A 19,843-nucleotide genomic window follows, 5' to 3' on the forward strand; every position below is an offset into this window, starting at 1 on the left:
TCACACCAGCAGGGGCGCGGTGTCCCGCGCCGCCGCGCGAAGCCGTTCCAGGACCGACCCGGTCATGGTGGTGCCGTCGGTGGCGCCGATCTGCGCGCCCGCGTTGACGGCCGCCACCACCTGGCCGTCCCAGCGGCGCAGCGGCACCGCGACCGAATGGATCGTCGAGTCCGCTTCCTGGACGACGTAGGCGTAACCGTCCGACCGGGCCGTCAGGATGTGCTCGCGAAGCTCTTCCTTGGCCGCCGTCGAATGCTCCGTGTGCCGGACGAGGTCGAGCTTGTCCAGCCGGGCGTCCAGCTCGTCGTCGGGCAGCGCGGCCAGCAGGACCCGGCCGAGCGCGGTGTGCCACGCCGGGAGGCGGAACCCGACGCCGGCGCCGTAGTAGAAGACCTGCTGCGGCGCCGCGCGGGCGACCATCACCGCGTGGTCGTCGTCGAGCACGGCGGTGCTGCACGCGAGGTGGGTCTCGCGGCACAGGCGTTCGCACAACGACTGCGCGACCACCCCGGTGGGGCTCGCCCCCAGGTAGGCGGACGCCAGCTCGAGCACGCGGACGGTCAGCGTGTACTGGCGGCCGCGCAGCTCGAGGTAGCCGAGGTGCACGAGGGTGGTCAGTGAGCGCCGCACGGTCGCGCGCGAAAGCCCGACCTCGCGGGCCACGTCGGCGAGCGTCATCTCCCGCCGGTCCGCGGTGAACGCGCGGAGGACGGAGATGCCACGCGCCAGCGCCTCCGAAAAGTCGGCGGGGTTGGCGCCGGAGGTGAGGGTGCGTTCTTCGCGGCGCGCGGCGTCGTCGGGATTGAGCCTCGGCAACAGAGTCCTTCCGGCACTGGTGCGAACAGAAGTTCGGTAATCATACATTTCGGGGCCGCCGGCGCGGGATCGATTCCCGCGCCGGCGGCCCCGGCTCAGTCCCGCACCACGCCCTTGGTCCGCATCAGGAACTCCGCGAGGAACCCGTCGTGCGGGACGTGCGGGCGCATCCAGTGCGTCGGGTGGTCGCCGACGTAGACGTTGCTGATCGACGGCTCGTCCACCAGCCGGTCCACCAGGGCCTCGTCGTCGGTGAAGGCGGTCAGCACCAGCGTGTCGCGCAGCGGGGCGACCCCGTCCTCGGGCGTCCACGGGGCGACCCAGACGCAGGGGAAGCCCATCTCCACCGCGGCCTGCGGCGCGTCGGCCCGGTCGAGCACGTGCACCGCGGGCCGCAGCACCGCGCTGCCGTCGCCCAGGTCCGCGATCCCGCTCGTCAGGGTCTCGGTCCCGCGCGCCGCGGCGGTGACCGCGCGCTCGATCCCCTGCGCCGCGGCCAGCCGCAGCACCGGCAGGCGCGCCTTCTCGTCGTCCGGCGGCACGCTCGGCAGCGCGGCCAGCCGCTCGGCGATGGCCTCGGCGACCGGGCGGGGATCGCCCCGGACGAACACCGCGGTGGTGTTCACGCAGGCCATCCCGCCCTCGGAGCTGATCGAGCTGAGCACCGTGTCGAGGTGGTCTTCCCCGTCCGCCAGCAGGATCTTCGAGCGGCCCGGTCCCTGCGGCAGCACGTCGGTGCTGGTGGCGTACTTGGCGACGACGTCGTCGCCGCCGTAGACCATCGCCAGGTCGGCGCCCGCGATCACATCGCCCGCGACCGCGTGCTCGGTGGGCAGGAAGACGACGTGGTCGTCCCCGAACCCGGCCGCGCGCAACGCCGAGACGAGCCGGAACGGCGTGAACGGCTCCCGGCGCGACGGGCGGACGGCGACCCGGTAGCCGAGCGCGAGTGCCTCCAGCCACACCGCGTGGATCCCCGGGTGGTTGCCGGCGGCGTGCACGGCGAACACGTCACCGCGGCGCGCCCACAAGGCGTGCCCCTGCCGGACCACCGGGTCCCGCCACTGCGTGACGGCACCCAGCGGCCGGGCGTGCTCGACGGTCTTCGGGGCGTCGGCGACCGCCGACGTGATCACCGAAGCGGCCGCCCGCACGTAGGTGATCGGCATGCCCGAAACCCGGCTGACCGCGTGGAGGTACTCCTCGTGGGTCAGCTCGCCGATGGTGCCGGAGGCGAACAGCTCGGCGGCCCGGGCCAGCGCGTCCGCGCGCTCGCCAGGGGGGAGCGGGGCCGCCTTGCGCAACGCCGTCGTCGCGCGGTGGACGTACAGCCCGGGAACCAGGCTCAGCTCGGCCACCGGCGACCCGGTCACGTCCGGGACGTCCTGGCGGTTGCGGGCGGCGAACGGCCCGCGCGGGCCGAGTGCCGGGATCAGCCGCATCAGTAGACGCCTTCGATGACGGTCTCGTCCTCGAACGTCTCGACCGGGCCGATCGCCGCGACCGAGTCACCGGGGTGCCCCTCGGGCGCTTCGAGCCGCGTGGCCATGTCCCGCTCGAGGTTGTTCGGCAGCAGCATGCCCTTGCTGACGTGGTTCATGACCACCTGGCCGCGCTCGCCGTAGGGCACGGGCTCGCGAGTAGCCGGGTCGACGACCGAGAACGAGACGTGCGGGGCGAAGGTGTCGAAGACGCAGTCGTCCTCGCCCATCCCCATCCGCTCGACCGTGCCGCAGAGGATCATCGTGCTGCCGTAGGACCCCTGGAGCTTGGCGCCGGGGAAGATCTCGGTGCGGAAGAGGTGCCGCGTGTCGGCGTCCATGTGGGCACCGCCCCACTGGATGAACTTCACCTTCTCGTTGATCAGCTCGACCAGCTCGTCGTTCTTGCTGATCCGCTCCAGCAGCGGCGGCGTCGCGACGAGCACGCCGACCTCCTGGGTGCGCAGGACGAACTCCGCCTGGCCGATGAGGTGCTCGGCGTAGCGGCCGGCCTCCTCGGCGCGGCCCTGGGCGATGCACTTCTTGACCCAGCGCGGGTCCATGTCCACGGTGAACAGCGTGCCGCGGTTGCGCTGGGCCCACAGCTGCATCACGGTGCCGTAGATGTGCGGTCCGGTGGGCATGACGGCCAGGATGTTCGCGTCGGCCGGGCAGCCGCGCTCGGCCATCTTCGCCGTCCAGAACGCGACCCAGCGGTCCATCCAGTCGGCCATGCAGACGACCCGCTTCGGGGCGCCCGTGGTGCCACCGCTTTCGTACACGCCGTATGGCTTGACGCCCTCGCCGTACCCGCGGGGCACGAGCTGCTCGACCGGGACGTCCCGCAGTTCGTTGACGAGGTTGGGGAAGAGCGTCAGGTCGGCGACGCCGCGGACGTCCGTGCGCGGGTCGAACTCCAGGGTCTTGGCCTTCTCGAGCCAGTACGGCGACCCCGTCTCCGGGCCGAAGTGCCACTGCATCGCGGCCCGCACGTACTCGTCGGCGCCGGGGACCTGGTCGGCGGGGTGGTCGAGGATGTCCGTCACATCAGCAGCGAGCGACATTGCGTCTTGCCTCCGGGTGGTGGTGGTCGTGGGTGGGTGCCTGCCGGAAGTCACCGGCGGCCCTGCGCACCTTGGTGAGCAGGTCGGTCAGCGTCCGGGCCTGCGCGGGCGTGAGGCCCGCGAGACCGAACCGGATGCCGATCACGGTGGTGGTCGCGGCGGCCAGGACGTCGTGGCCCGCCGCGGTCAGTTCGACCAGCGTGGTGCGCCGGTCGCCGGCGTCGGGGACGCGCCGGACCAGCTTGTCGCCCTCCAGCCGGTCGACGATGTTGGTGACGCTGGTCGGGTGCAGCTGCAGCCGCCGCCCCATGACCGACATGGCGAGCCGGCCGGTGCGGGCGAAGGACAGCAGGACCAGCGCCTCGTACCGGGCGAAGGTGATGCCGTGGCGGGCCAGGGCCGCGTCCACCTCGCGCTGCAGGATCTGCTGGACGCGCATCACGTTGGTGACCGCCGCCATCGCCGTCGGGTCGCCGATCCGGCCGCCCCAGAGCTCGGCGGCCCGCTCGATCGGGTCGAAGGACAGCGGCACGGCCGGGCTCACCACGGCTTCCGCCGCCCCGCGGGCACCGGTTCCGGGTGGATCATCTCGGCCACTAGGAACGCGAGGTCGAGTGCCTGGCTCCGGCTGAGCCGCGGGTCGCAGGCGGACTCGTAGCTCTTCAGCAGGTCGTCGAAGCCCAGCTCGTCCCCGCCGCCGAGGCACTCGGTCACGTCGTCGCCGGTGAGCTCGACGTGGATGCCGCCGGGGTGGGTCCCCAGCGCCTTGTGCACATCGAAGAAGCCGGACACCTCGTCGAGGATGTCGGTGAACCGCCGGGTCTTGTGCCCGCTCGGCGCCTCGAAGGTGTTGCCGTGCATGGGATCGCACGTCCACACCACCTGCGCGCCGGTGCCGGTCACCCGCTCCACGAGGTCGGGCAGCCGGTCGCGGACGCGGGCGGCCCCCATCCGGACGATGAACGTCAGCCGGCCCGGCCGCCGTTCGGGGTCGAGCCGGTCGATGAGCCGCAGCGCCGTGTCGGGCGTGGTCGCCGGTCCGAGCTTGACGCCGATCGGGTTGGCGATCGAGGAGAAGTAGGCGACGTGCGCGCCGTCGACGTCCCGGGTCCGCTCGCCGATCCACAGCATGTGCCCGCTGCCGGCGTAGTCGCGGCCGGTCCGCGGGTCCCGGCGGGTGAGCGCCTTCTCGTAGTCGAGCAGCAGTCCTTCGTGGCTGGCGAACAGCTGGGTGCTGTGCAGCTCCGCCGGGTCGACGCCGCAGGCGTGCATGAACGACATCGCCTGGCCGATCCGGCGGGCGAGCTGCTCGTAGCGCCGCCCGGCGGGGGAGCGGAAGACGAAGTCGCGGTTCCACTCGTGGGCCCGGGCCAGATCCGCGCCGCCGCCGTCGTCGGCGAACGAGCGCAGCGCCCGCAGCGTTTCCGCCGAGCAGTCGTACATCCGCCGCAGCCGCCGCGGGTCGGGCGTCCGGGCGGCTTCGGTGAACTCGAAGCCGTTGACCGCGTCGCCGCGGTAGGCCGGCAGGGTCACCCCGTTCCGGGTTTCGGTGGGCTTCGACCGCGGCTTGGCGTACTGGCCGGCGATCCGGCCGACCTTGACCACCGGCAGCGCCGAAGCGTAGGTGAGGATCACGGCCATCTGCAGCAGCAGCCGCATCTTCCGGTGCACGTCGCCGGCCGACGAGCTGCCGAACCGCTCGGCGCAGTCCCCGCCCTGCAGCAGGAACGCCTCCCCGCGGGCCACCGCGGCGAGCCGGCCGGTCAGCTGGTCGCACTCGTCCGGCGCCACCAGGCCCGGCACGCGGGCGAGGTCGTCGAGCACGGCCGCGAGCAGTTCGCCGTCCGGCCACTCCGGTTGCTGCAGCGCCGGTCCGGGGAGCTGGAGGGACTTGGTCACCGGGCACCACCCGTCGTGGCCACCGGCGTCGCCAGCCGGGAGCGCAGGGACCGGACCGCGCCGACCTCCCGCATCCGCTCCTCGGCGAGCAGGTCCGCGGCGGTCGCCGGGGGCACCGCCCGGTCGGCGGCGAGCCGGAAGATCCGCGAGGTCGTGTCGCGGATGCCGCGGACCCGCGCTTCGGCCCGGGCGAAGTCGAACCCGGACAGCTCGTCCGCCACCTGGACCAGACCACCGGAATTGACGACGTAGTCGGGCGCGTAGAGGATTCCGCGGTCGTGGAGGAGCTTCGCCACGCCGTCGTCGGCGAGCTGGTTGTTGGCCGCGCCGCACACGACGGTCGCCGACAGCGCTTCGACGAACGCCGGCGTCAGCACGCCGCCGAGCGCACAGGGCGCGTACACGTCGAGATCGGCGGCGGCCAGCTCGGCGCGTCCCGCCACGGCCTCGACACCCGGGTGTGCGGCCTGCACCCGTTCGAGCGCCGCACCGTCCACATCGGACACGACGACGGTCGCCCCGTTCTCGACGAGCAGGCCCACCAGCCGGGAGCCGACCTTGCCGACGCCTTCGACGCCGACGCGGCGGCCGTAGAGGGCGGCGTTGCCCCACCGGTGTTCGGCCGCGGCGAACAGTCCTTGAAGGACGCCGTACGCCGTGAGGATGGAGGAATCGCCGGCGCCGCCGAACTCCGGCGACCGGCCGGTCACGTGCGCGCACTCCCGCGCCACGACGTCCATGTCCGCCGGGAAGGTCCCGACGTCGCAGGCGGTGATGTAGCGCCCGCCGAGGCTGGCGACGAAGGCGCCGTAGGCGCGCAGCAGCGCTTCGGACTTGTCCTCGGCCGGATCCCCGATGATGACGGCTTTTCCGCCGCCGAGGTCGAGGCCGGCCAGCGCGCTCTTGTAGGCCATTCCGCGCGAGAGCGCCAGGACGTCGGCCAGCGCGTCCTCTTCGGACTCGTAGGGGTGGAACCGGGTGCCGCCCAGCGCCGGGCCCAGCGTCGTCGAGTGGACGGCGATGATGGCCTTGAGGCCGCTGCGGACGTCTTGGCAGAACACGACCTGCTCGTGTTCGGAATCGCTGTCGAAGATGACGGTTCTCATCGGGTTCCCTCCCGGAGGGTGCGGGCCACGATCAGGCGCATGATCTCGTTCGTGCCTTCGAGGATCCGGTGCACGCGCAGGTCCCGGACGATCTTCTCGATGCCGTACTCGGCCAGGTAGCCGTAGCCGCCGTGCAGCTGCAGCGCGCCGTCGGCGACGGCGAACCCCGCGTCGGTGGCCACCCGCTTGGCCATGGCGCACAACCGGAGCGCGTCCTCGTCGCCGTCGTCGAGGGCGCGCGCGGCCCGCCACAGCAGCGAACGCGCGGACTCCAGCTCCGTGGCCATGTCCGCCAGCCGGAACTGCAGGGCCTGGGCCTCGATCAGCGGGTGCCCGAAGGCGCTGCGGTCGGTCAGGTAGGCGACGGTCCGGCGCAGCGCTTCCGCGGCGCCGCCGAGCGAGCAGGCCCCGATGTTGAGCCGTCCGCCGTTGAGCCCGCTCATCGCGATCCGGAACCCGGCGCCTTCCGGCCCGAGGCGCCGGGTGACGGGCACCCGGACGTCCTCGAAGAACACCTGCCGCGTCGGCTGGGCCTTCCAGCCCATCTTGCGTTCTTCCGGCCCGAAGGACAGCCCCGGGTCGTCGCGTTCGACGAGCACGGCGGAGATGCCGCCGGGACCGGGCGCGCCGGTGCGGGCCATGACGAGGTAGACGTCCGACGTGCCGGCCCCGGAGATGAACTGCTTGGTGCCGTTGAGGACGTAGTCGTCGCCGTCCCGGCGGGCGGAGGTGCGCAGGGCCGCCGCGTCCGAGCCCGCCCCGGGTTCGGTGAGGCAGTAGCTCGACAGGAACTGCATCGAGCACAGGTGCGGCAGGTAGCGGTCGCGCTGCGCCCGGTCGCCGTAGGTGTCGACGACCCACGCGACCATGTTGTGGATGGACAGGTAGGCGGCGACGGACGGGCAGCCGGCGGCGAGCGCCTCGAAGACGAGCAGACCGTCCATCCTGGACAGCCCGCTGCCGCCCGCGTCTTCGCGGACGTAGATCCCGCCCATGCCCAGCTGCGCCGCCTTGCGCAGGACGTCGACCGGGAACGTGTGGTGCTCGTCCCACTCGACCGCCTGCGGCGCGAGGTATTCGGCGGCGAACTGCTCCGCGGTCCTGGCGATCGCCAGCTGGTCGTCAGTGAGCACGGGCATCGCCGGGCTGCTTCCGCTGGCGGGTCAGGTCGACGAGGTCGTTGCTGATGCCGAGGTCGTTCAGGAGCAGCTGCAGCGGCCCGGTGTCGCGGGCCGGAGCCGGCCGGTTCGCGGCCCAGGCGGCCAGGTCGTCCGGGCCGATGCCGAGCCCGCCCTCGGCGGCGACCAGTACCCACGGCTCGAAGTCCGCCGCGCGGAAGGCCGTCAGGCCGCGCACCAGCGCGTCCCGGAACAGGGCCTGGTCTGGCGCGTCGAGACCGCGGTAGAGCGAACCGCACAGTTCGCGGAACACGACCGCGTGCCCGCTCTCGTCCCGCCGGTGCAGGTCGGTGGTGATCCGGTTCATCGGCTGGATGTCCTCGGCCGAGGCCAGCGTCGAGAGGAACCCGCTGATCGTCGTCTCGGCCGCCAGCGAGAAGGCGATCTCGACGAGGTCCCGCTCGAACCCGGAGGTGCCGGCCCGCGCTTCTTCGAGGCCGCGGACCACCGACCAGCCCTTCGGGTCGAACTCGAGGTCTTCGAGGTCGCGGCGGCGGCGCGTCACGCCGACGGCGTTGTGGCACATCAGGATGTGGTAGTGCTCGTCGATGATCGTCTGGTGCAGGGCCGCGACAGCGTTGTCGTCGCCGCGCACGGGCAGGCGCCCGGTCAGCATGAGCCGGCAGGCCGGGAGGATGACCTCGTCTTCGATCGCCGCGGTCTTGGCGTTGTAGGCGATCCAGGAAGCGGCCAGGATCCGGCGCCGGTCGTCGTGGTCGAGCTTCTCGGCGCCGGGCAGGTCGAGCACCGGGACGAGGTGCTCCGGGAAGTCCGGCATCCCGGCGTCGAAGTGGCCGTCGAGGTCGAGTTCGTCCTTCTTCACCGCGACCCGGCGGCCCCAGCGCCGGGCCAGCTCGCCGAGCAGGTCGCGTTCGAACGCGGGGCGCTCAGTGGTGGACTCGATGGGCATCGGTACCGCTTCCTTCGGTCAGGGGGACAGAGAGGTCGTCCAGGTGCCGCTGCCACCGGCCCGGCGGCCGGACCGGTGGCGCTTCGGCGAGCCCGGCCCAGCCGGTCACCGGCCGGATGCCGTGCAGGGCGTTGACCGCCCAGACCGGGAGGTCCGCCAGCTCCGCCGGAGTCGCTTCCTCTTCCGACACCGGGGAGCCGGCCGCCTCGGCGGCGGCCACCAGCAGCCGCCGGGTCACCCCGGGCAGCACGGCTTCCGCGGGCGGCACGCAGAGCGTGTCCGCCCGCCACCAGACGAGGCTGGTCGTGCCGCCTTCGAGCACGTGGCCCGACGGCGAGACGAGCGCCGCTTCGTCCGCGCCCGCGGTCCGCGCGGCCGCGCGCACCTCGGCCAGCCACGGCAGGTCCGGCCCCTTCACGACCGGCTCCCGCCGCCGGTCGGCGCACACCCACAGGCGCACCGAGGCGGTGCGCGGCGGGGCCTGCCGCACCAGCAACCGGAAACCGGGTTCGCCGTCTTCGCGGACCAGTTCCACCCGCGGGAACCAGCGGCCGGGGTACGGGATCGTCCGCACGGCGGCGTCGAAGAACCGGCCGACCTCGCCGTCGGACGGCCCGAACCGCCGGCAGGACGCGGAAAACCGCCGCCGGTGCTCGGCGAGGCCGCGCGACCGGCCGTCCTCGACCAGCCAGGAGTCGACGACTTCGACCTCGGCCGGCCGGTCGGTGGGGGTCAGCCGGCCGGGTCCGGGCAGCCACCGCCAGGTGCTGGTCACGAGGTGGTCCCGGGGTCCGACGACACGGCGGGCGCCCGGTAGGCCCGCAGCGGCGCCATGGCCTTGAGGAGCATCTCTTCGTACTCCTCGCGGGTGTCGGAGTCCAGCACGATCGCCCCGCCCGCGCCGATGGTCAGCCGGTCGCCCTGGCGGACCGCGGTGCGGATGACGATGTTGAGGTCCGCCCCGCCGGTGAGGCCGAAGAACCCGAGCGTGCCCGAGTAGACCCCGCGGGCCTCGGTCTCCAGCCGGTCGATGATCTCCATCGTGCGCTGCTTCGGCGCGCCCGTCATCGACCCGCCGGGGAAGCAGTGCCGCACGGTCGCCATCGGCGTGACGTCCGGCTTGAGCACCCCGCGCACGGTCGAGACGAGCTGGTGCACCGTCTGGTAGCTCTCGATCGCCATGAACGGGTCGACGTGCACGGTGCCGATCTCGCACACCTGGCCGAGGTCGTTGCGCAGCAGGTCGACGATCATCAGGTTCTCGGCCTGGGTCTTGGCGCTCGCGGCGAGTTCGGCGGCGATCCGGGCGTCCTGCTCCGGGTCCGGGTGCCGCGGCGCGGTGCCCTTGATCGGCTTGCTCTGCACGTTCCGGTCGCGCTCGATCTTGAGGAAGCGCTCGGGTGAAGAGCAGAAGACGGAGACGTCCTCCACGCGCAGAAAGGCCGAGTAGGGCGCCGGGTTCACCCGCCGCAGCCTGCGGTAGAAGGAAGCGTCGTCCTCGTTGAAGGGGACCGTGAGCTGGTTGGTGAGGCAGATTTCGTAGCTCTCGCCCCGGACCAGCTGGCGACGGCACTCCTCGATGTCCGCTTCGTACCGGTCCTGCCCGCGGACGAGGTGGTCGGCGGCTTCGGTCTCCCCGGTGACCACCTCGGCCGGCTCGGCCGCGGCGGCGGCAGGCAGGTCGATCAGGCGGGCCGCGGTCCGGTCCAGCCAGGCCACCGCGTCGTCGCGGCCCGCCCGGTCGTGCACGGCCACGACGTAGGTGATGCCTTCCTCGTGGTCGATCGCCACGAGCCGGTCGGCGAAGATCCAGGCGGCGTCCGGGGTCGGCGCCGTGTGCCGGACGTTGCCGCCGCATTCGGCCTTCAGCTCGTAACCGAAGTAGCCGACGTAACCGCCCGTCAGGTCGAACGGCAGGTTGGTCTCGGGCAGCCGGCGGTGCCGCAGGCGGTCTTCCAGGACGTCGAAGATGGTGCCGGCGGCGACCCGGACGCCGTCGGCGTCGCGCACCTTGACCGCGCCGGAGCCGAGCCGGTAGGTCAGGACTTCGCTGAGCGGGCCCGAGGTGTCGCCGAGGAAGGAGAACCGGGAGAGCCCGGGCTCCACCCGGCTGCTGTCGAGCCAGAAGCAGTTCGGCGAGTCCGCGAACAGCGCGCCGAAGATCGCTTCCGCGTCGGCTTCGGTCGGGACGACCGTGCTCAGGAGGCGCAGGTCCGCCACCGGAGCGCCGTCCGGTTCGACCGCGGCCCGGGCGGCTTCGGTGCCGGCCGGGGTGGTCGTCGTGCGGTGCCGTCGGGTCAGCTCGGCGAAGTTGCGGACGAGTTCGCGTCCGAAGCCGGAGGCGATCGACTCGGGGTGGAACTGCACGCCCCAGCTCGGCTGGGTCCGGTGCCGCATCGCCATCACGACACCGTCGTCGGCGGTGGCGGTGACGACCAGTTCCGGCGGCAGGGGCTCGGCCACGCACAGCGAGTGGTAGCGGACGGCGACGAACTCGGGCGGGATGCCGGCGAACAGGTCGTCGCCGTCGTGGGTGATCTTGGCCAGGTGGCCGTGCCGCGGCTCGGGCGCCGCGTCGACGTCGGCGCCCGCCACGTGGGCGATGATCTGGTGCCCTAGGCACACGCCGAGGACGGGCAACGTGGTGCGGCGCAGGAGGTCGACGACGAGCCCGACGTCCCGCGGGTTCTGCGGCCGGCCGGGGCCGGGCGAGATGACGATGTTGTCGAAGTCCGCCAGCCGCAGGCTCGCCAGCGCCGGGTCGTCGTTGAGGACGACCGTCGGCTCGGTGCCGTTGACCTCGGCGATCAGCTGGAACAGGTTGAAGGTGTACGAGTCGTGGTTGTCCAGAAGCAACGTTCGCAATCAGGGCTCCCGTGTCCGATCGGCACTGTCCGCGCGGCGTGGCGGTGGTTGCCGGCTGGGAGGCGCGCTCGCCGGTTCGGGGGTGGCGACGTGGGTGAGAGGTCGCCCGAGGCCGGATCCGAGGTGGGGCCAGTCCCGCCATTGGAACCAACTTGCTGCGCCTACCCGAGCATTCTTACAGGAGAGAACGCAGCGGAATATGGAAGAAGTTATGCTGGTTGTCGCAGCACCATGTTAGTGAGCCACATCGTCCGCTTTCGTCACACGAATCAACGGGGCAGCAGAGGCAGTGAATCCATCCGACGTACGGCAACAGTTAACCTCATGGCTTCGCGGCTATTAGGCGACGCGGTTATCAGGCGTAAAACGGACACGAACTCATGGTTTTCAGTCGAGGGGGAGCGATGGCAGACCAGGCGCACCGACAGGAGCTCGCGGCCTTCTTGCGGGCCCGCCGCAACCGCCTCAAGCCGGCGGACGTCGGCATCCCGAGCGGCGGGCGGCGGCGCACACCGGGACTTCGGAGAGAGGAGGTTTCGCAGCTCACGGGCGTGAGCGTGACCTGGTACACCTGGCTCGAGCAGGCCCGCAACATCACCGTCAGCCGCCAGGTCCTCGACAGCCTCGCCACCGGCCTCAAGCTCGACGACGTCGAGCGTCAGCACCTGTTCGCCCTGGCCGCGACCCCGCTGCCGCTGAGCCAGCAAACGACGTCACCCAGCGCCAGCCTGCGCCGGCTGCTCGAGGTCCTGAACCCGCACCCGGCCTACCTGGTCAGCCCGAGCTGGGACCTGCTGGCCTGGAACGACGCCGAAGTCGGCCTGATCGGCGACCCGGAGCGGCTGCCGGCGCCCGAGCGCAACATCATCCGGATGATGTTCGCCGACACGTCCCTGCGCCGGCTCCTGGTGAACTGGCGTGTGCAGGCGGCGAGCCTGCTCGGGCAGTTCCGCGTGGACGCGGGCAAGTACGTCGGCGACCCGCGGTTCGACCAGCTCAGCAACGAGCTGTGCGCGACCAGCGAGGTCTTCCGCGGGATGTGGGACAGCCACGACGTCGGCGGGTTCGGGTCCACCAGGTGGGAGTTCGACCACCCGCGCCTGGGCTTGCTGACCGTGGACTACGTGCGCATGGCCGCGCTGGACTCGCCCGAAATCCGCCTGTTCACCTGCATGCCCGCGGACGAGTCGACGGCGGCGAAGCTGCCCGCGCTCCTCGAAGAGGAGGCCGCGGAGATGTACGTCGGCTGAGCCCGGCCACCGCCTTGCCGGGGCGGCCGCACCCCGATACTCTTGTCACAAGAGACAACAATCGTTCGGTAATCGAACACTCGGAGGTGATCTCGTCCCGCTCGGCAATGCTCCGGAGACTGCGTGCGGATTCGGCCCGGGCGTGCTTTCCGGTCGCGCCGTGAGTGCGGACCCGCGTGGAATTCGCCTCGAATTCAGGGGCGAAAGTGCAAACTGCCCCGTACGTTCAGGCAACCTCGAATACGCGACGTCGGACCGTCTCGAAAGCTGCTATTGTCGATAGCCGGCTGATCGCCGTCGGGGATTTGCGGAACGGTCGGCCGGCCGTCATCTCGTCCCGGCGAGGAGAATCATCGTGCCGGTGTTCACCGCAGTCGTCCGCGGTTGTTTCGTGCGTACATTGTTCGGCTTCATCGCGGGTCGACCCGGCCGGGGTGGCCACGGCGGCGCGGCCACCCCGGAAGCTGTCAGCCGAAGAGTTCGCGGTGGTCGACGACGAACTCGCGGAAACCGGCGGGCGGTCGTCCGGTGAGCGTCTCGACCGTCGGTGTCACGGTCTCGGCGCCGCCGTCGAGGTAGAAGTTGCACACCCCGACGAGGGCTTCGGCCTCGAAAGCCGGCACGCCGAACTGGGGGAGCAGGGTGAGCGCCTGTTCGTTGGACAGACCGGTGTAGGTGATCGGCCGCCCGAGGACGTCCGACAGCACCGCCGCCGTCTCCTCGTAGGTCAGCGCTTCCGGACCGGTGAGGGCGTAGGCCTGGCCGGCGTGGCCGTCTTCGGTGAGCGCGCGCACGGCGACGCGGGCCACGTCGCGGACGTCGACGAAAGCGATCGGCCCGCGGATGAGCGGACTGGCGAACGAATTCGCCGAACGGATGCTTTCGGCCCAGTTCCGGGAGAAGGTCTGCATGTAGAAATTCGCGCGCAGGAAGGTCCAGTCGACCGGGGATTCTTCCAGCATGCGTTCCACCGGGCGGTGCAGGCGGGCGATCGGCGTCAATTCTTCGTCAGCCCGCCACAGCGATTGCTTCACGATGTGTTCGACCCCGGCGGCCACGGCGGCCCGGACGACGTTCGACTCCTGCCGGGTCTGCTCCGGACCCATCGCGCCGAGCAGGAAAACCCTTGACACGCCGGGCAAAGCGGCGGCAACGCTGTCCGGGTCGGCCAGCTCGACGGTGACCGCGTCGATGCCGTCGGCGGTCGCTTTGCGAGCCGCTTCCGGCGAATGGTACGCGGCGCGAAACGGAACACCCGCGGCGATCAGTTCGGTGACGAGAGCGGATCCCACGTTACCGCCCGCGCCTGTGATCAGAATCACGAGAATGCCTTTCTTGTGCCGTCATGTGATTACTCGTGAAGAGTAGCGCACGACAGCCGGCACGGACGGCGGAAATGTGCTGGATCAGGACCTCGGCGATTAGCGGGGTCCCGCGCCGGGTCAGCGGCGGCCCGACAAGGTTCGCGTCACCCCGCGCGCCGCCGCGAGCAGGGCGGGAATGCCGGAGGAGGCGCGCTCGTCGTTGGGCACGATGATCGACAGCGCCGCGACGACCTCGTTCAGCGCGCCGCGCACCGGGACGGCGATGCCGGTCGCGTCCTCGTGGACGTGCCCCGGCAGCAGCGCGTAGCCCTGCTTCCGCACGGCCGCCCAGGCGTGTTCGAGCCGGCCAGAAGTGGTGATCGACGCTGCGGTGTACGCGCGCATCGGGCGCCGCAGCACGCGCTCGCGGACGTCGTCCGGTGCGTAGGCCAGCAGCACGTGCCCGCTCGAGGAGAGGTGCACCGGCAGCCGTCCGGCGATCTGCGAGTAGTTGATCACCGCGTCGCGGGCGGAGAGCCGTTCGACGAACAGGACGTCGTCGCCGTCGAGGACGCCGAGCTGGGCGTGGTGGCCGACGACCGCGTGCAGGTCCTCCAGGTACGGCATCGCCGCGTCCCGCAGCGACGTCGTCGGAGAAGCGCGCGCCGCGAGCTCCCACAGCCGGACCCCGACGCGGACCTCGCGGCCGGGTCCGCGGGCCAGCAGCCCGTGGGTGGTCAGCTCGGCGATGAGCCGCGACGCGGTGGCGATGTGCAGCTCAGTGCGCCGCGCGATCTCGCTGACGGTCAGCGAGGTCTCGTCGGCGGTGAACGCCGCGATGATCCGCGCCGCGCGGGCGATGGACGACTCGCCGGTGGGTGCCCGGGCCATGGACCCGAGTATCGCCGCGCCGGGTTCTCTCGTCCATTGAGAGTTCGTTTCGCATCCGGGCAACGGCTCGGCGAAGGTCGCCGGAGGAGGTTCGACGATGAATGCTTCCCTGCGGGTCGCCCGCAAGACCGTCGTGGCCGACGGCGTGGTGACGCTCGAACTGGCCGGTGACGGCCGGGTGCCGGACTGGACGCCCGGTGCGCACCTCGACCTCGTCCTGCCGAACGGGCTGACCCGGCAGTACTCGCTGTGCGGCGACCGCTGGGACCCCGGCCGCTACCGGATCGGGGTCCTGCGCGAACCCGGCGGCCGCGGCGGGTCGGCGTACGTGCACGACGACCTGCGGGTCGGCGACGAGGTCGGCGTGGGCGGGCCGCGCAACAACTTCCCGCTGGTGCCGTCGCCGGAGTACCTGTTCGTCGCCGGCGGCATCGGCATCACGCCGCTGCTGCCGATGATGCGCCAAGCCGAACTGCTCGGCGCGAAGTGGACGTTGCTCTACGGCGGACGGCACCGGGAATCGATGGCCTTCCTCCCCGAACTGGAGCCCTACGGCGACCGGGTCGTCGTCCGCCCCCAAGACGAGTACGGCCTGCTCGACCTCGAAGGGTTCTTCGGCGATCCACGGCCGGACGTGAAGGTCTACGCCTGCGGTCCGGGCCCGCTGCTGGACGCGGTCGAGCGGGTCTGCGCGCCGTGGCCGCCGCACACCTTGCGCACCGAACGGTTCGTCGCCGGCGCCGGAGAACCGGCTCGCACCACGCCGTTCGAGGTCGAACTGGTCCGAAGTGGACGGTGCGTCACCGTGCCGCCGTCGGAGAGCGTACTCGACGCGCTCGCCGGTGCGGGGGTCGAAGTCTTGTCCTCCTGCCGCCAGGGCACGTGCGGCACCTGCGAGACCACCGTCCTCGCCGGCCGTCCGGAACACCGCGACGCGATCCTCGAAGACCACGAACGCACCGCGTCCGACTGCATGTTCGTCTGCGTGTCCCGATCCCTGTCCGACCGGCTCGTCCTGGACCTGTGAGGCCACCCATGACCCTCGACCCGTTCAGCCACGCCGTCCTGGAAGACCCGCTCCCGCTGCACGCCGAACTCCGCGACGCCGGGCCGGTGGTGCACTTGCCGCGGTACGACGTCTACGCCGTCGCCCGCTACGAGCAGGTGCACGCCGCGCTCACCGACTGGCAGCGGTTCCAGTCCGCGGCCGGCGTGGGCTTGACGAACTTCCGCACCGAAAAGCCGTGGCGGCCGCCGAGCCTGCTGCTCGAGGCCGACCCGCCCCGCCACGACGCACCCCGCCGGGTCTTGAGCAAGGTCCTCGGCCCCCGCGCGCTGCGGCACCTGCGCGAGCGGTGGCAGGCGGACGCCGAGGTGCTCGTCGACGAAGTCCTCTCCGCCGGCCCGCGGTTCGACGCCGCGACCGCGCTCTCCCACGCGTTCCCGCTGCGGGTGTTCCCCGACGCGGTCGGGCTTCCCGCCGCCGGCCGCGAGAACCTGCTGCCTTACGGCGACCACGCGTTCAACGCTTTCGGTCCGGACAACGACCTCGTCGCCCGCGGCAAGCCCCGCGTGGCGGAGCTGTCGGAGTGGGTCGGCGAGCAGTGCCGCCGCGAAGTGCTCGCCCCGACGGGTTTCGGCGCCGACATCTGGGCGGCGAGCGACCGCGGCGACATCACGCCCGAGCAGGCACCGCTGATCGTCCGGTCCCTGTTGACCGCCGGCGTCGACACCACCGTGCACGCGCTGTCGGCGGTGTTGTACGCGTTCGCCACGCACCCCGAGCAGTGGCAGCGCTTGCGGAAGGATCCGGGTCTGGCGCGGGTGGCGTTCGACGAGGCGGTGCGCTGGGAGTCCCCGGTGCAGACGTTCTTCCGCACGACGACCACCGAGGTGCGCATCGGTGACGTCCGCGTTCCCGCGGGGAGCAAGGTCCTGATGTTCCTCGCCGCGGCCAACCGCGACCCCCGCCGGTGGGACCGGCCCGACGCGTTCGACCTGTCGCGCGACCCGTCCGGCCACGTCGGCTTCGGCATGGGGCTGCACCAGTGCGTGGGCCAGCACGTCGCCCGCCTCGAATCCGAAGCCCTGCTCGCCGCCCTGCTGCGCCGAGTCGCATCGCTCGAACTGGACGGCCCTCCGAGACGCCACCACAACAACACCCTGCGGGCGTGGGAATCCCTTCCGGTGCGCGTGCGCCTCGGTACGGACCGGTGAACCCGGCAGCCCTGAACGGCGTGTCGCGTAGGTCAAGCGCCTTTGCGCAGCAGGGCGGTGATCCGAGCGCCGGTCTCCCGGTCGAGCGAACCCCCGCAGGTTGCCTCGCCCACCACGAGAGCCGGCTGCCGCCGAGCCACCCCCGGATCACCGACTTGCGGGACTTCCTGGCGGAACTGTCCTGACGTGGTGGGGCAGACCCGGAAGAACGGGCCTCAGACGCAGCTCGCCGCGTCGACCATGGTCACCGGATCCGCCAGCGGGCGGCTCGTGATCGCGTCCTGCTCCAGTACCGTCAGCGCGCCGGCGTGCAGGCGGTAGATCGTGCGCGTGCCCGTGTAGGTGATTTCGCCGGCCGGAGCGCTGATGTCGTCCGCCGAGGAAACCACCGTCACGAACAACCGGTTGCCACCGGGGGCCATGCACAGGTAACCGACGTGCGCGGCGATCCCGCCTCCTTCCGCGACCTCGAACGGCTTGCCGTCCGCGCCGGCGACCTGGGTCAGGTTCCGGCCGTCGAAGTCCAGCACGGCGAAGAACGCCGTGTTGGCGCCCAACGTCGTCGCGACGAGCAGCTCCGCCCGGCCGTCGCCGTCGAGGTCGGCCACCCGCGGCGCCAGGATGCCGAACCAGGGGTCGGCGGGCAGGAGGATCGACGTGCGCCGGCCGTCCACGGTCGCCGAAACCACCTGCTTGCCGTTGATCGCCGGTCGCGAGACCACGGTGTCGCGCGTCCCGTCGCCGTTCAGGTCCGCGGACGTGAAGATCGGTTCGCCGGCGGGCGCGGCCAGCGCCGGTGCGGCACCGGCCAGACCCAGCGCGGCGGCGAGGCCGGTCAGCGTGATCGCGCGGACGATTCCCTTGCGGTACATGAAGAACTCCCTCCAGCCATCGGCGATGTCTTCGCCGGATGTGCTCTCCACGGGAAGACGGGTACGTCCGCCCCGCGTGCAGCGGGAGTGTGATGTGCCACACGAACGCAACCTCTGGTGGGCCCGCGTCCGTGAACGGCGCACGAGCCTGCTCCACCTCGCCCAGCGTGGCGTGAGACCGTCAGAGGTGCTTCACCGCGGTGGCTCGCACGCCGGCGAGCACGATCGCGCTCACCTGGTGTGCGTCGGCTCGGGTGAACGGACGGGAACCGCGGCTGACGAACAGCTGGACCGGTCCGGTGAGCAGTTCGCCCAGGAAGGAGTGGTCGGTCGCGGGCAGCTCGCCGCGCTCGACCGCGGTGCGGAGGCGCTCTCGCAGGGTCGCCAGCCGCCGGTCGTAGACCTCGTCGACGACGGCCCGCAGCTCGGGGTCCTCCCGCGCCGACGTCACCGCGGCCAGCATCGCCCGGCCTCGCGCACTCGCGGTGGCGGCGGCGAGGGCTTCGAGGTAGTCGACGAGGTCGGCGTCGATGTCGCCGGTGTCGTGCAGGGGTGCGGCGTCGGCGCCGAAGGTGGCGAGCGCGTCGGCGACCAGCCTGGTGCGATCGGGCCAGTTGCGGTACACGCTGGTCTTGTTGACCTCGGCCAGCTCGGCGACCTGGTCGTAGCGCAGTCCGCCGATCCCGTCGCGGGCGATCAGCTCGGCGGCGGCCTCGAGAACCCGGCGCCGCACCCGGGCGGTGCGCCCGCCCGGACGGCGGGCCGGTTCCCGCACGGGTCCCTCTTCGGCCACGGACGGCAGCCTACAACGGCTGCGCCGCACGCAGCCGGGCGTTGCGCGCCTCGATGGCCTCCCAGGTGCCGGGGACCACGAGGTCGGCTCCGCCGCGCGCGAAGTCCTGAGCCGCCTGCGCGTAGGGGCGCTGGCGGCGCTCGTAAGCGCTGAACGCCGCACCCAGGTCGTCGCCGTGGAGCCCGAGCTCCTCGGTGAGCGTCCACGCCCCGAGCAGGGCCAGCGAGGTGCCGCGTCCGGCCATCGGGGTCGCGCAGTGCGCGGCGTCCCCGATCAGCACGACCCGGCCGCGGTGCCAGGTCGGCAGGTGGATCTGGGCGATCGCGTCGAAGTAGAGCTCGGGGTCGTCCTGAGCCGTTTTGATCAGCGCGGGGACCTTCCAGTCCTCGATGCCGGCGAAGGCCTCGGTCAGGATGCGCTTCTGCGCGGCCCGGTCGTGGTGGTCGTAGCGGATCGGGCCGGCGCGGAATTCGAAGAGTGCCAAAGCGCGGTCGCGGTAGCGGGCCACGCCGGCGAGGCGTCCCGGCAGGTTGAGGACCTCCGTGGTGCGCTCGCCGGGAGTCGCCTGGCCGGACGCGTCGCCGATCGCGACGTACACCCCGAGGTGCTCGGTGAACTGCTCCTCCGGGCCGAACACCAGCCGGCGCACCGCGGAGTGCACCCCGTCGGCGCCGACGACGACGTCGTAGGTGGCCTCGCGGCCGGAGGCGAAGGTGACCGCGACCTGGCTCCCGTCGTCGGCCAGCGCCGCGATGGACTCTTCGAAGCGCAAGTCGACCTGGTCGGGCAGCGCCTGCCGCAGGATGGTCATGAGGTCTTCGCGGGGGAGCTCGACGTCGTCGGGGCCGTCGTTGATCTCCTGCGTGACCAGACGGGCGACGGCCGCGCCGGTCCGGTCGACGAACGTCGTCCGCTCGGTCATCGTGATCCGGTGTTCGAGCACCGCGTCCAGGATGCCCATCCGGCGGGCGGTCTCGAGCGCGTCGCCGCGCACGTCGATGGGTGAGCCGTTGACACGCAGGTGGTTCGCCCGCTCCACGATCTCCACCGCGTGCCCGGCTCGTGCGAGGTCGATGCCCGCGCACAACCCCGCCGCTCCTGCGCCGCTGACCAGGATCTTCATCATGCCTCCCGCCGGGTCTTCGTCCAGACCCCATCACTATAGCCACAGAATGTTGCTTTAGTGGCGTCGACGGC

18 protein-coding genes are annotated in these 19,843 nt (G+C 71.9%); 3 read left to right on the top strand and 15 right to left on the bottom strand.

The genetic code is table 11. From position 1 onward, the window contains the following. The 10 genes from ACIQWX_RS17535 to pabB form a co-directional block, all read right to left on the bottom strand. On the bottom strand, positions 1–816 hold the full coding sequence (locus tag ACIQWX_RS17535) for an IclR family transcriptional regulator C-terminal domain-containing protein (protein ID WP_400871489.1): 816 nt from the start codon (positions 814–816) through the stop codon (positions 1–3). A 95-nt stretch (positions 817–911) separates the two neighbouring features. Next, positions 912–2,258, bottom strand: a complete 1,347-nt coding sequence (locus tag ACIQWX_RS17540) for an aldehyde dehydrogenase family protein (protein WP_400871492.1) — start codon at positions 2,256–2,258, stop codon at positions 912–914. Next, positions 2,258–3,361: a phenazine antibiotic biosynthesis protein gene (locus ACIQWX_RS17545; protein WP_400871495.1), complete on the bottom strand. Its 1,104-nt coding sequence runs from the start codon at positions 3,359–3,361 to the stop codon at positions 2,258–2,260. The genes ACIQWX_RS17540 and ACIQWX_RS17545 overlap by 1 nt, the downstream gene beginning before the upstream one ends. Further along, positions 3,345–3,905, bottom strand: a complete 561-nt coding sequence (locus ACIQWX_RS17550) for a MarR family winged helix-turn-helix transcriptional regulator (protein ID WP_400871498.1) — start codon at positions 3,903–3,905, stop codon at positions 3,345–3,347. Before ACIQWX_RS17550 ends, ACIQWX_RS17545 begins: the two co-directional genes overlap by 17 nt. Continuing rightward, positions 3,902–5,260: a class II 3-deoxy-7-phosphoheptulonate synthase gene (locus ACIQWX_RS17555; protein WP_400871501.1), complete on the bottom strand. Its 1,359-nt coding sequence runs from the start codon at positions 5,258–5,260 to the stop codon at positions 3,902–3,904. Before ACIQWX_RS17555 ends, ACIQWX_RS17550 begins: the two co-directional genes overlap by 4 nt. Continuing rightward, positions 5,257–6,366, bottom strand: coding sequence for a Glu/Leu/Phe/Val dehydrogenase (locus tag ACIQWX_RS17560; RefSeq protein ID WP_400871504.1), 1,110 nt, complete (start codon positions 6,364–6,366; stop codon positions 5,257–5,259). The genes ACIQWX_RS17555 and ACIQWX_RS17560 overlap by 4 nt, the downstream gene beginning before the upstream one ends. Then, positions 6,363–7,505 (bottom strand): acyl-CoA dehydrogenase family protein, encoded by a 1,143-nt coding sequence (locus ACIQWX_RS17565; RefSeq protein ID WP_400871507.1) that lies wholly within the window; start codon positions 7,503–7,505, stop codon positions 6,363–6,365. The genes ACIQWX_RS17560 and ACIQWX_RS17565 overlap by 4 nt, the downstream gene beginning before the upstream one ends. Beyond that, positions 7,489–8,454 (bottom strand): diiron oxygenase, encoded by a 966-nt coding sequence (locus ACIQWX_RS17570; RefSeq protein ID WP_400871510.1) that lies wholly within the window; start codon positions 8,452–8,454, stop codon positions 7,489–7,491. Before ACIQWX_RS17570 ends, ACIQWX_RS17565 begins: the two co-directional genes overlap by 17 nt. After that, positions 8,432–9,229, bottom strand: coding sequence for an aminotransferase class IV (locus ACIQWX_RS17575; RefSeq protein WP_400871513.1), 798 nt, complete (start codon positions 9,227–9,229; stop codon positions 8,432–8,434). Before ACIQWX_RS17575 ends, ACIQWX_RS17570 begins: the two co-directional genes overlap by 23 nt. Then, positions 9,226–11,319: an aminodeoxychorismate synthase component I gene (pabB, locus tag ACIQWX_RS17580; protein WP_400871516.1), complete on the bottom strand. Its 2,094-nt coding sequence runs from the start codon at positions 11,317–11,319 to the stop codon at positions 9,226–9,228. Before pabB ends, ACIQWX_RS17575 begins: the two co-directional genes overlap by 4 nt. Before the next feature lie 404 nt (positions 11,320–11,723). On the opposite strand from pabB, the gene ACIQWX_RS17585 reads away from it, so the two are divergent. Beyond that, entirely contained in the window at positions 11,724–12,569 is an 846-nt protein-coding gene (locus ACIQWX_RS17585) for a helix-turn-helix transcriptional regulator (RefSeq protein WP_400871519.1), read from the top strand. Positions 12,570–13,036: 467 nt separating this feature from the next. Here the strand turns inward: ACIQWX_RS17585 and ACIQWX_RS17590 are convergent, their stop codons facing one another. After that, complete coding sequence (locus ACIQWX_RS17590; protein ID WP_400871522.1) at positions 13,037–13,891, bottom strand: SDR family oxidoreductase; 855 nt, start codon at positions 13,889–13,891, stop codon at positions 13,037–13,039. Between the two features lie 120 nt (positions 13,892–14,011). Beyond that, the gene (locus ACIQWX_RS17595) at positions 14,012–14,764 is read right to left on the bottom strand and encodes an IclR family transcriptional regulator (RefSeq protein WP_400871525.1); all 753 of its coding nucleotides are present in this window, start codon (positions 14,762–14,764) and stop codon (positions 14,012–14,014) included. Between the two features lie 97 nt (positions 14,765–14,861). Here ACIQWX_RS17595 and ACIQWX_RS17600 point away from each other — a divergent pair, with 97 nt between their 5' ends. Then, positions 14,862–15,791 carry a PDR/VanB family oxidoreductase gene (locus tag ACIQWX_RS17600; protein WP_400871528.1) on the top strand — a complete coding sequence of 310 codons (930 nt, stop codon included), beginning with the start codon at positions 14,862–14,864 and terminating at the stop codon, positions 15,789–15,791. An 8-nt stretch (positions 15,792–15,799) separates the two neighbouring features. After that, positions 15,800–16,981, top strand: coding sequence for a cytochrome P450 (locus tag ACIQWX_RS17605; RefSeq protein ID WP_400871531.1), 1,182 nt, complete (start codon positions 15,800–15,802; stop codon positions 16,979–16,981). Positions 16,982–17,196: 215 nt separating this feature from the next. Here the strand turns inward: ACIQWX_RS17605 and ACIQWX_RS17610 are convergent, their stop codons facing one another. The 3 genes from ACIQWX_RS17610 to ACIQWX_RS17620 all read right to left on the bottom strand — a co-directional run bounded on the left by ACIQWX_RS17610 (position 17,197) and on the right by ACIQWX_RS17620 (position 19,769). Further along, on the bottom strand, positions 17,197–17,904 hold the full coding sequence (locus ACIQWX_RS17610) for an FG-GAP repeat domain-containing protein (protein ID WP_400871534.1): 708 nt from the start codon (positions 17,902–17,904) through the stop codon (positions 17,197–17,199). Between the two features lie 130 nt (positions 17,905–18,034). After that, positions 18,035–18,646 carry a TetR/AcrR family transcriptional regulator C-terminal ligand-binding domain-containing protein gene (locus ACIQWX_RS17615; protein WP_400871537.1) on the bottom strand — a complete coding sequence of 204 codons (612 nt, stop codon included), beginning with the start codon at positions 18,644–18,646 and terminating at the stop codon, positions 18,035–18,037. 10 nt (positions 18,647–18,656) lie between these two features. Further along, on the bottom strand, positions 18,657–19,769 hold the full coding sequence (locus ACIQWX_RS17620; protein WP_400871540.1) for an FAD-dependent monooxygenase: 1,113 nt from the start codon (positions 19,767–19,769) through the stop codon (positions 18,657–18,659). Positions 19,770–19,843 lie beyond the last annotated feature (74 nt).

The organism is Amycolatopsis sp. NPDC098790, from assembly GCF_044759945.1.
Classification (GTDB): Bacteria; Actinomycetota; Actinomycetes; order Mycobacteriales; family Pseudonocardiaceae; genus Amycolatopsis.

Coding starts and splice junctions, on each gene's coding strand:
- ACIQWX_RS17545 (WP_400871495.1), bottom strand. CDS start 3,361: ATGTCGCTCGCTGCTGATGTGACGGACATCCTCGACCACCCCGCCGAC.
- ACIQWX_RS17585 (WP_400871519.1), top strand. CDS start 11,724: ATGGCAGACCAGGCGCACCGACAGGAGCTCGCGGCCTTCTTGCGGGCC.
- ACIQWX_RS17605 (WP_400871531.1), top strand. CDS start 15,800: ATGACCCTCGACCCGTTCAGCCACGCCGTCCTGGAAGACCCGCTCCCG.
- ACIQWX_RS17595 (WP_400871525.1), bottom strand. CDS start 14,764: ATGGCCCGGGCACCCACCGGCGAGTCGTCCATCGCCCGCGCGGCGCGG.
- ACIQWX_RS17560 (WP_400871504.1), bottom strand. CDS start 6,366: ATGAGAACCGTCATCTTCGACAGCGATTCCGAACACGAGCAGGTCGTG.
- ACIQWX_RS17570 (WP_400871510.1), bottom strand. CDS start 8,454: ATGCCCATCGAGTCCACCACTGAGCGCCCCGCGTTCGAACGCGACCTG.
- ACIQWX_RS17540 (WP_400871492.1), bottom strand. CDS start 2,258: ATGCGGCTGATCCCGGCACTCGGCCCGCGCGGGCCGTTCGCCGCCCGC.
- ACIQWX_RS17620 (WP_400871540.1), bottom strand. CDS start 19,769: ATGAAGATCCTGGTCAGCGGCGCAGGAGCGGCGGGGTTGTGCGCGGGC.
- ACIQWX_RS17600 (WP_400871528.1), top strand. CDS start 14,862: ATGAATGCTTCCCTGCGGGTCGCCCGCAAGACCGTCGTGGCCGACGGC.
- ACIQWX_RS17565 (WP_400871507.1), bottom strand. CDS start 7,505: ATGCCCGTGCTCACTGACGACCAGCTGGCGATCGCCAGGACCGCGGAG.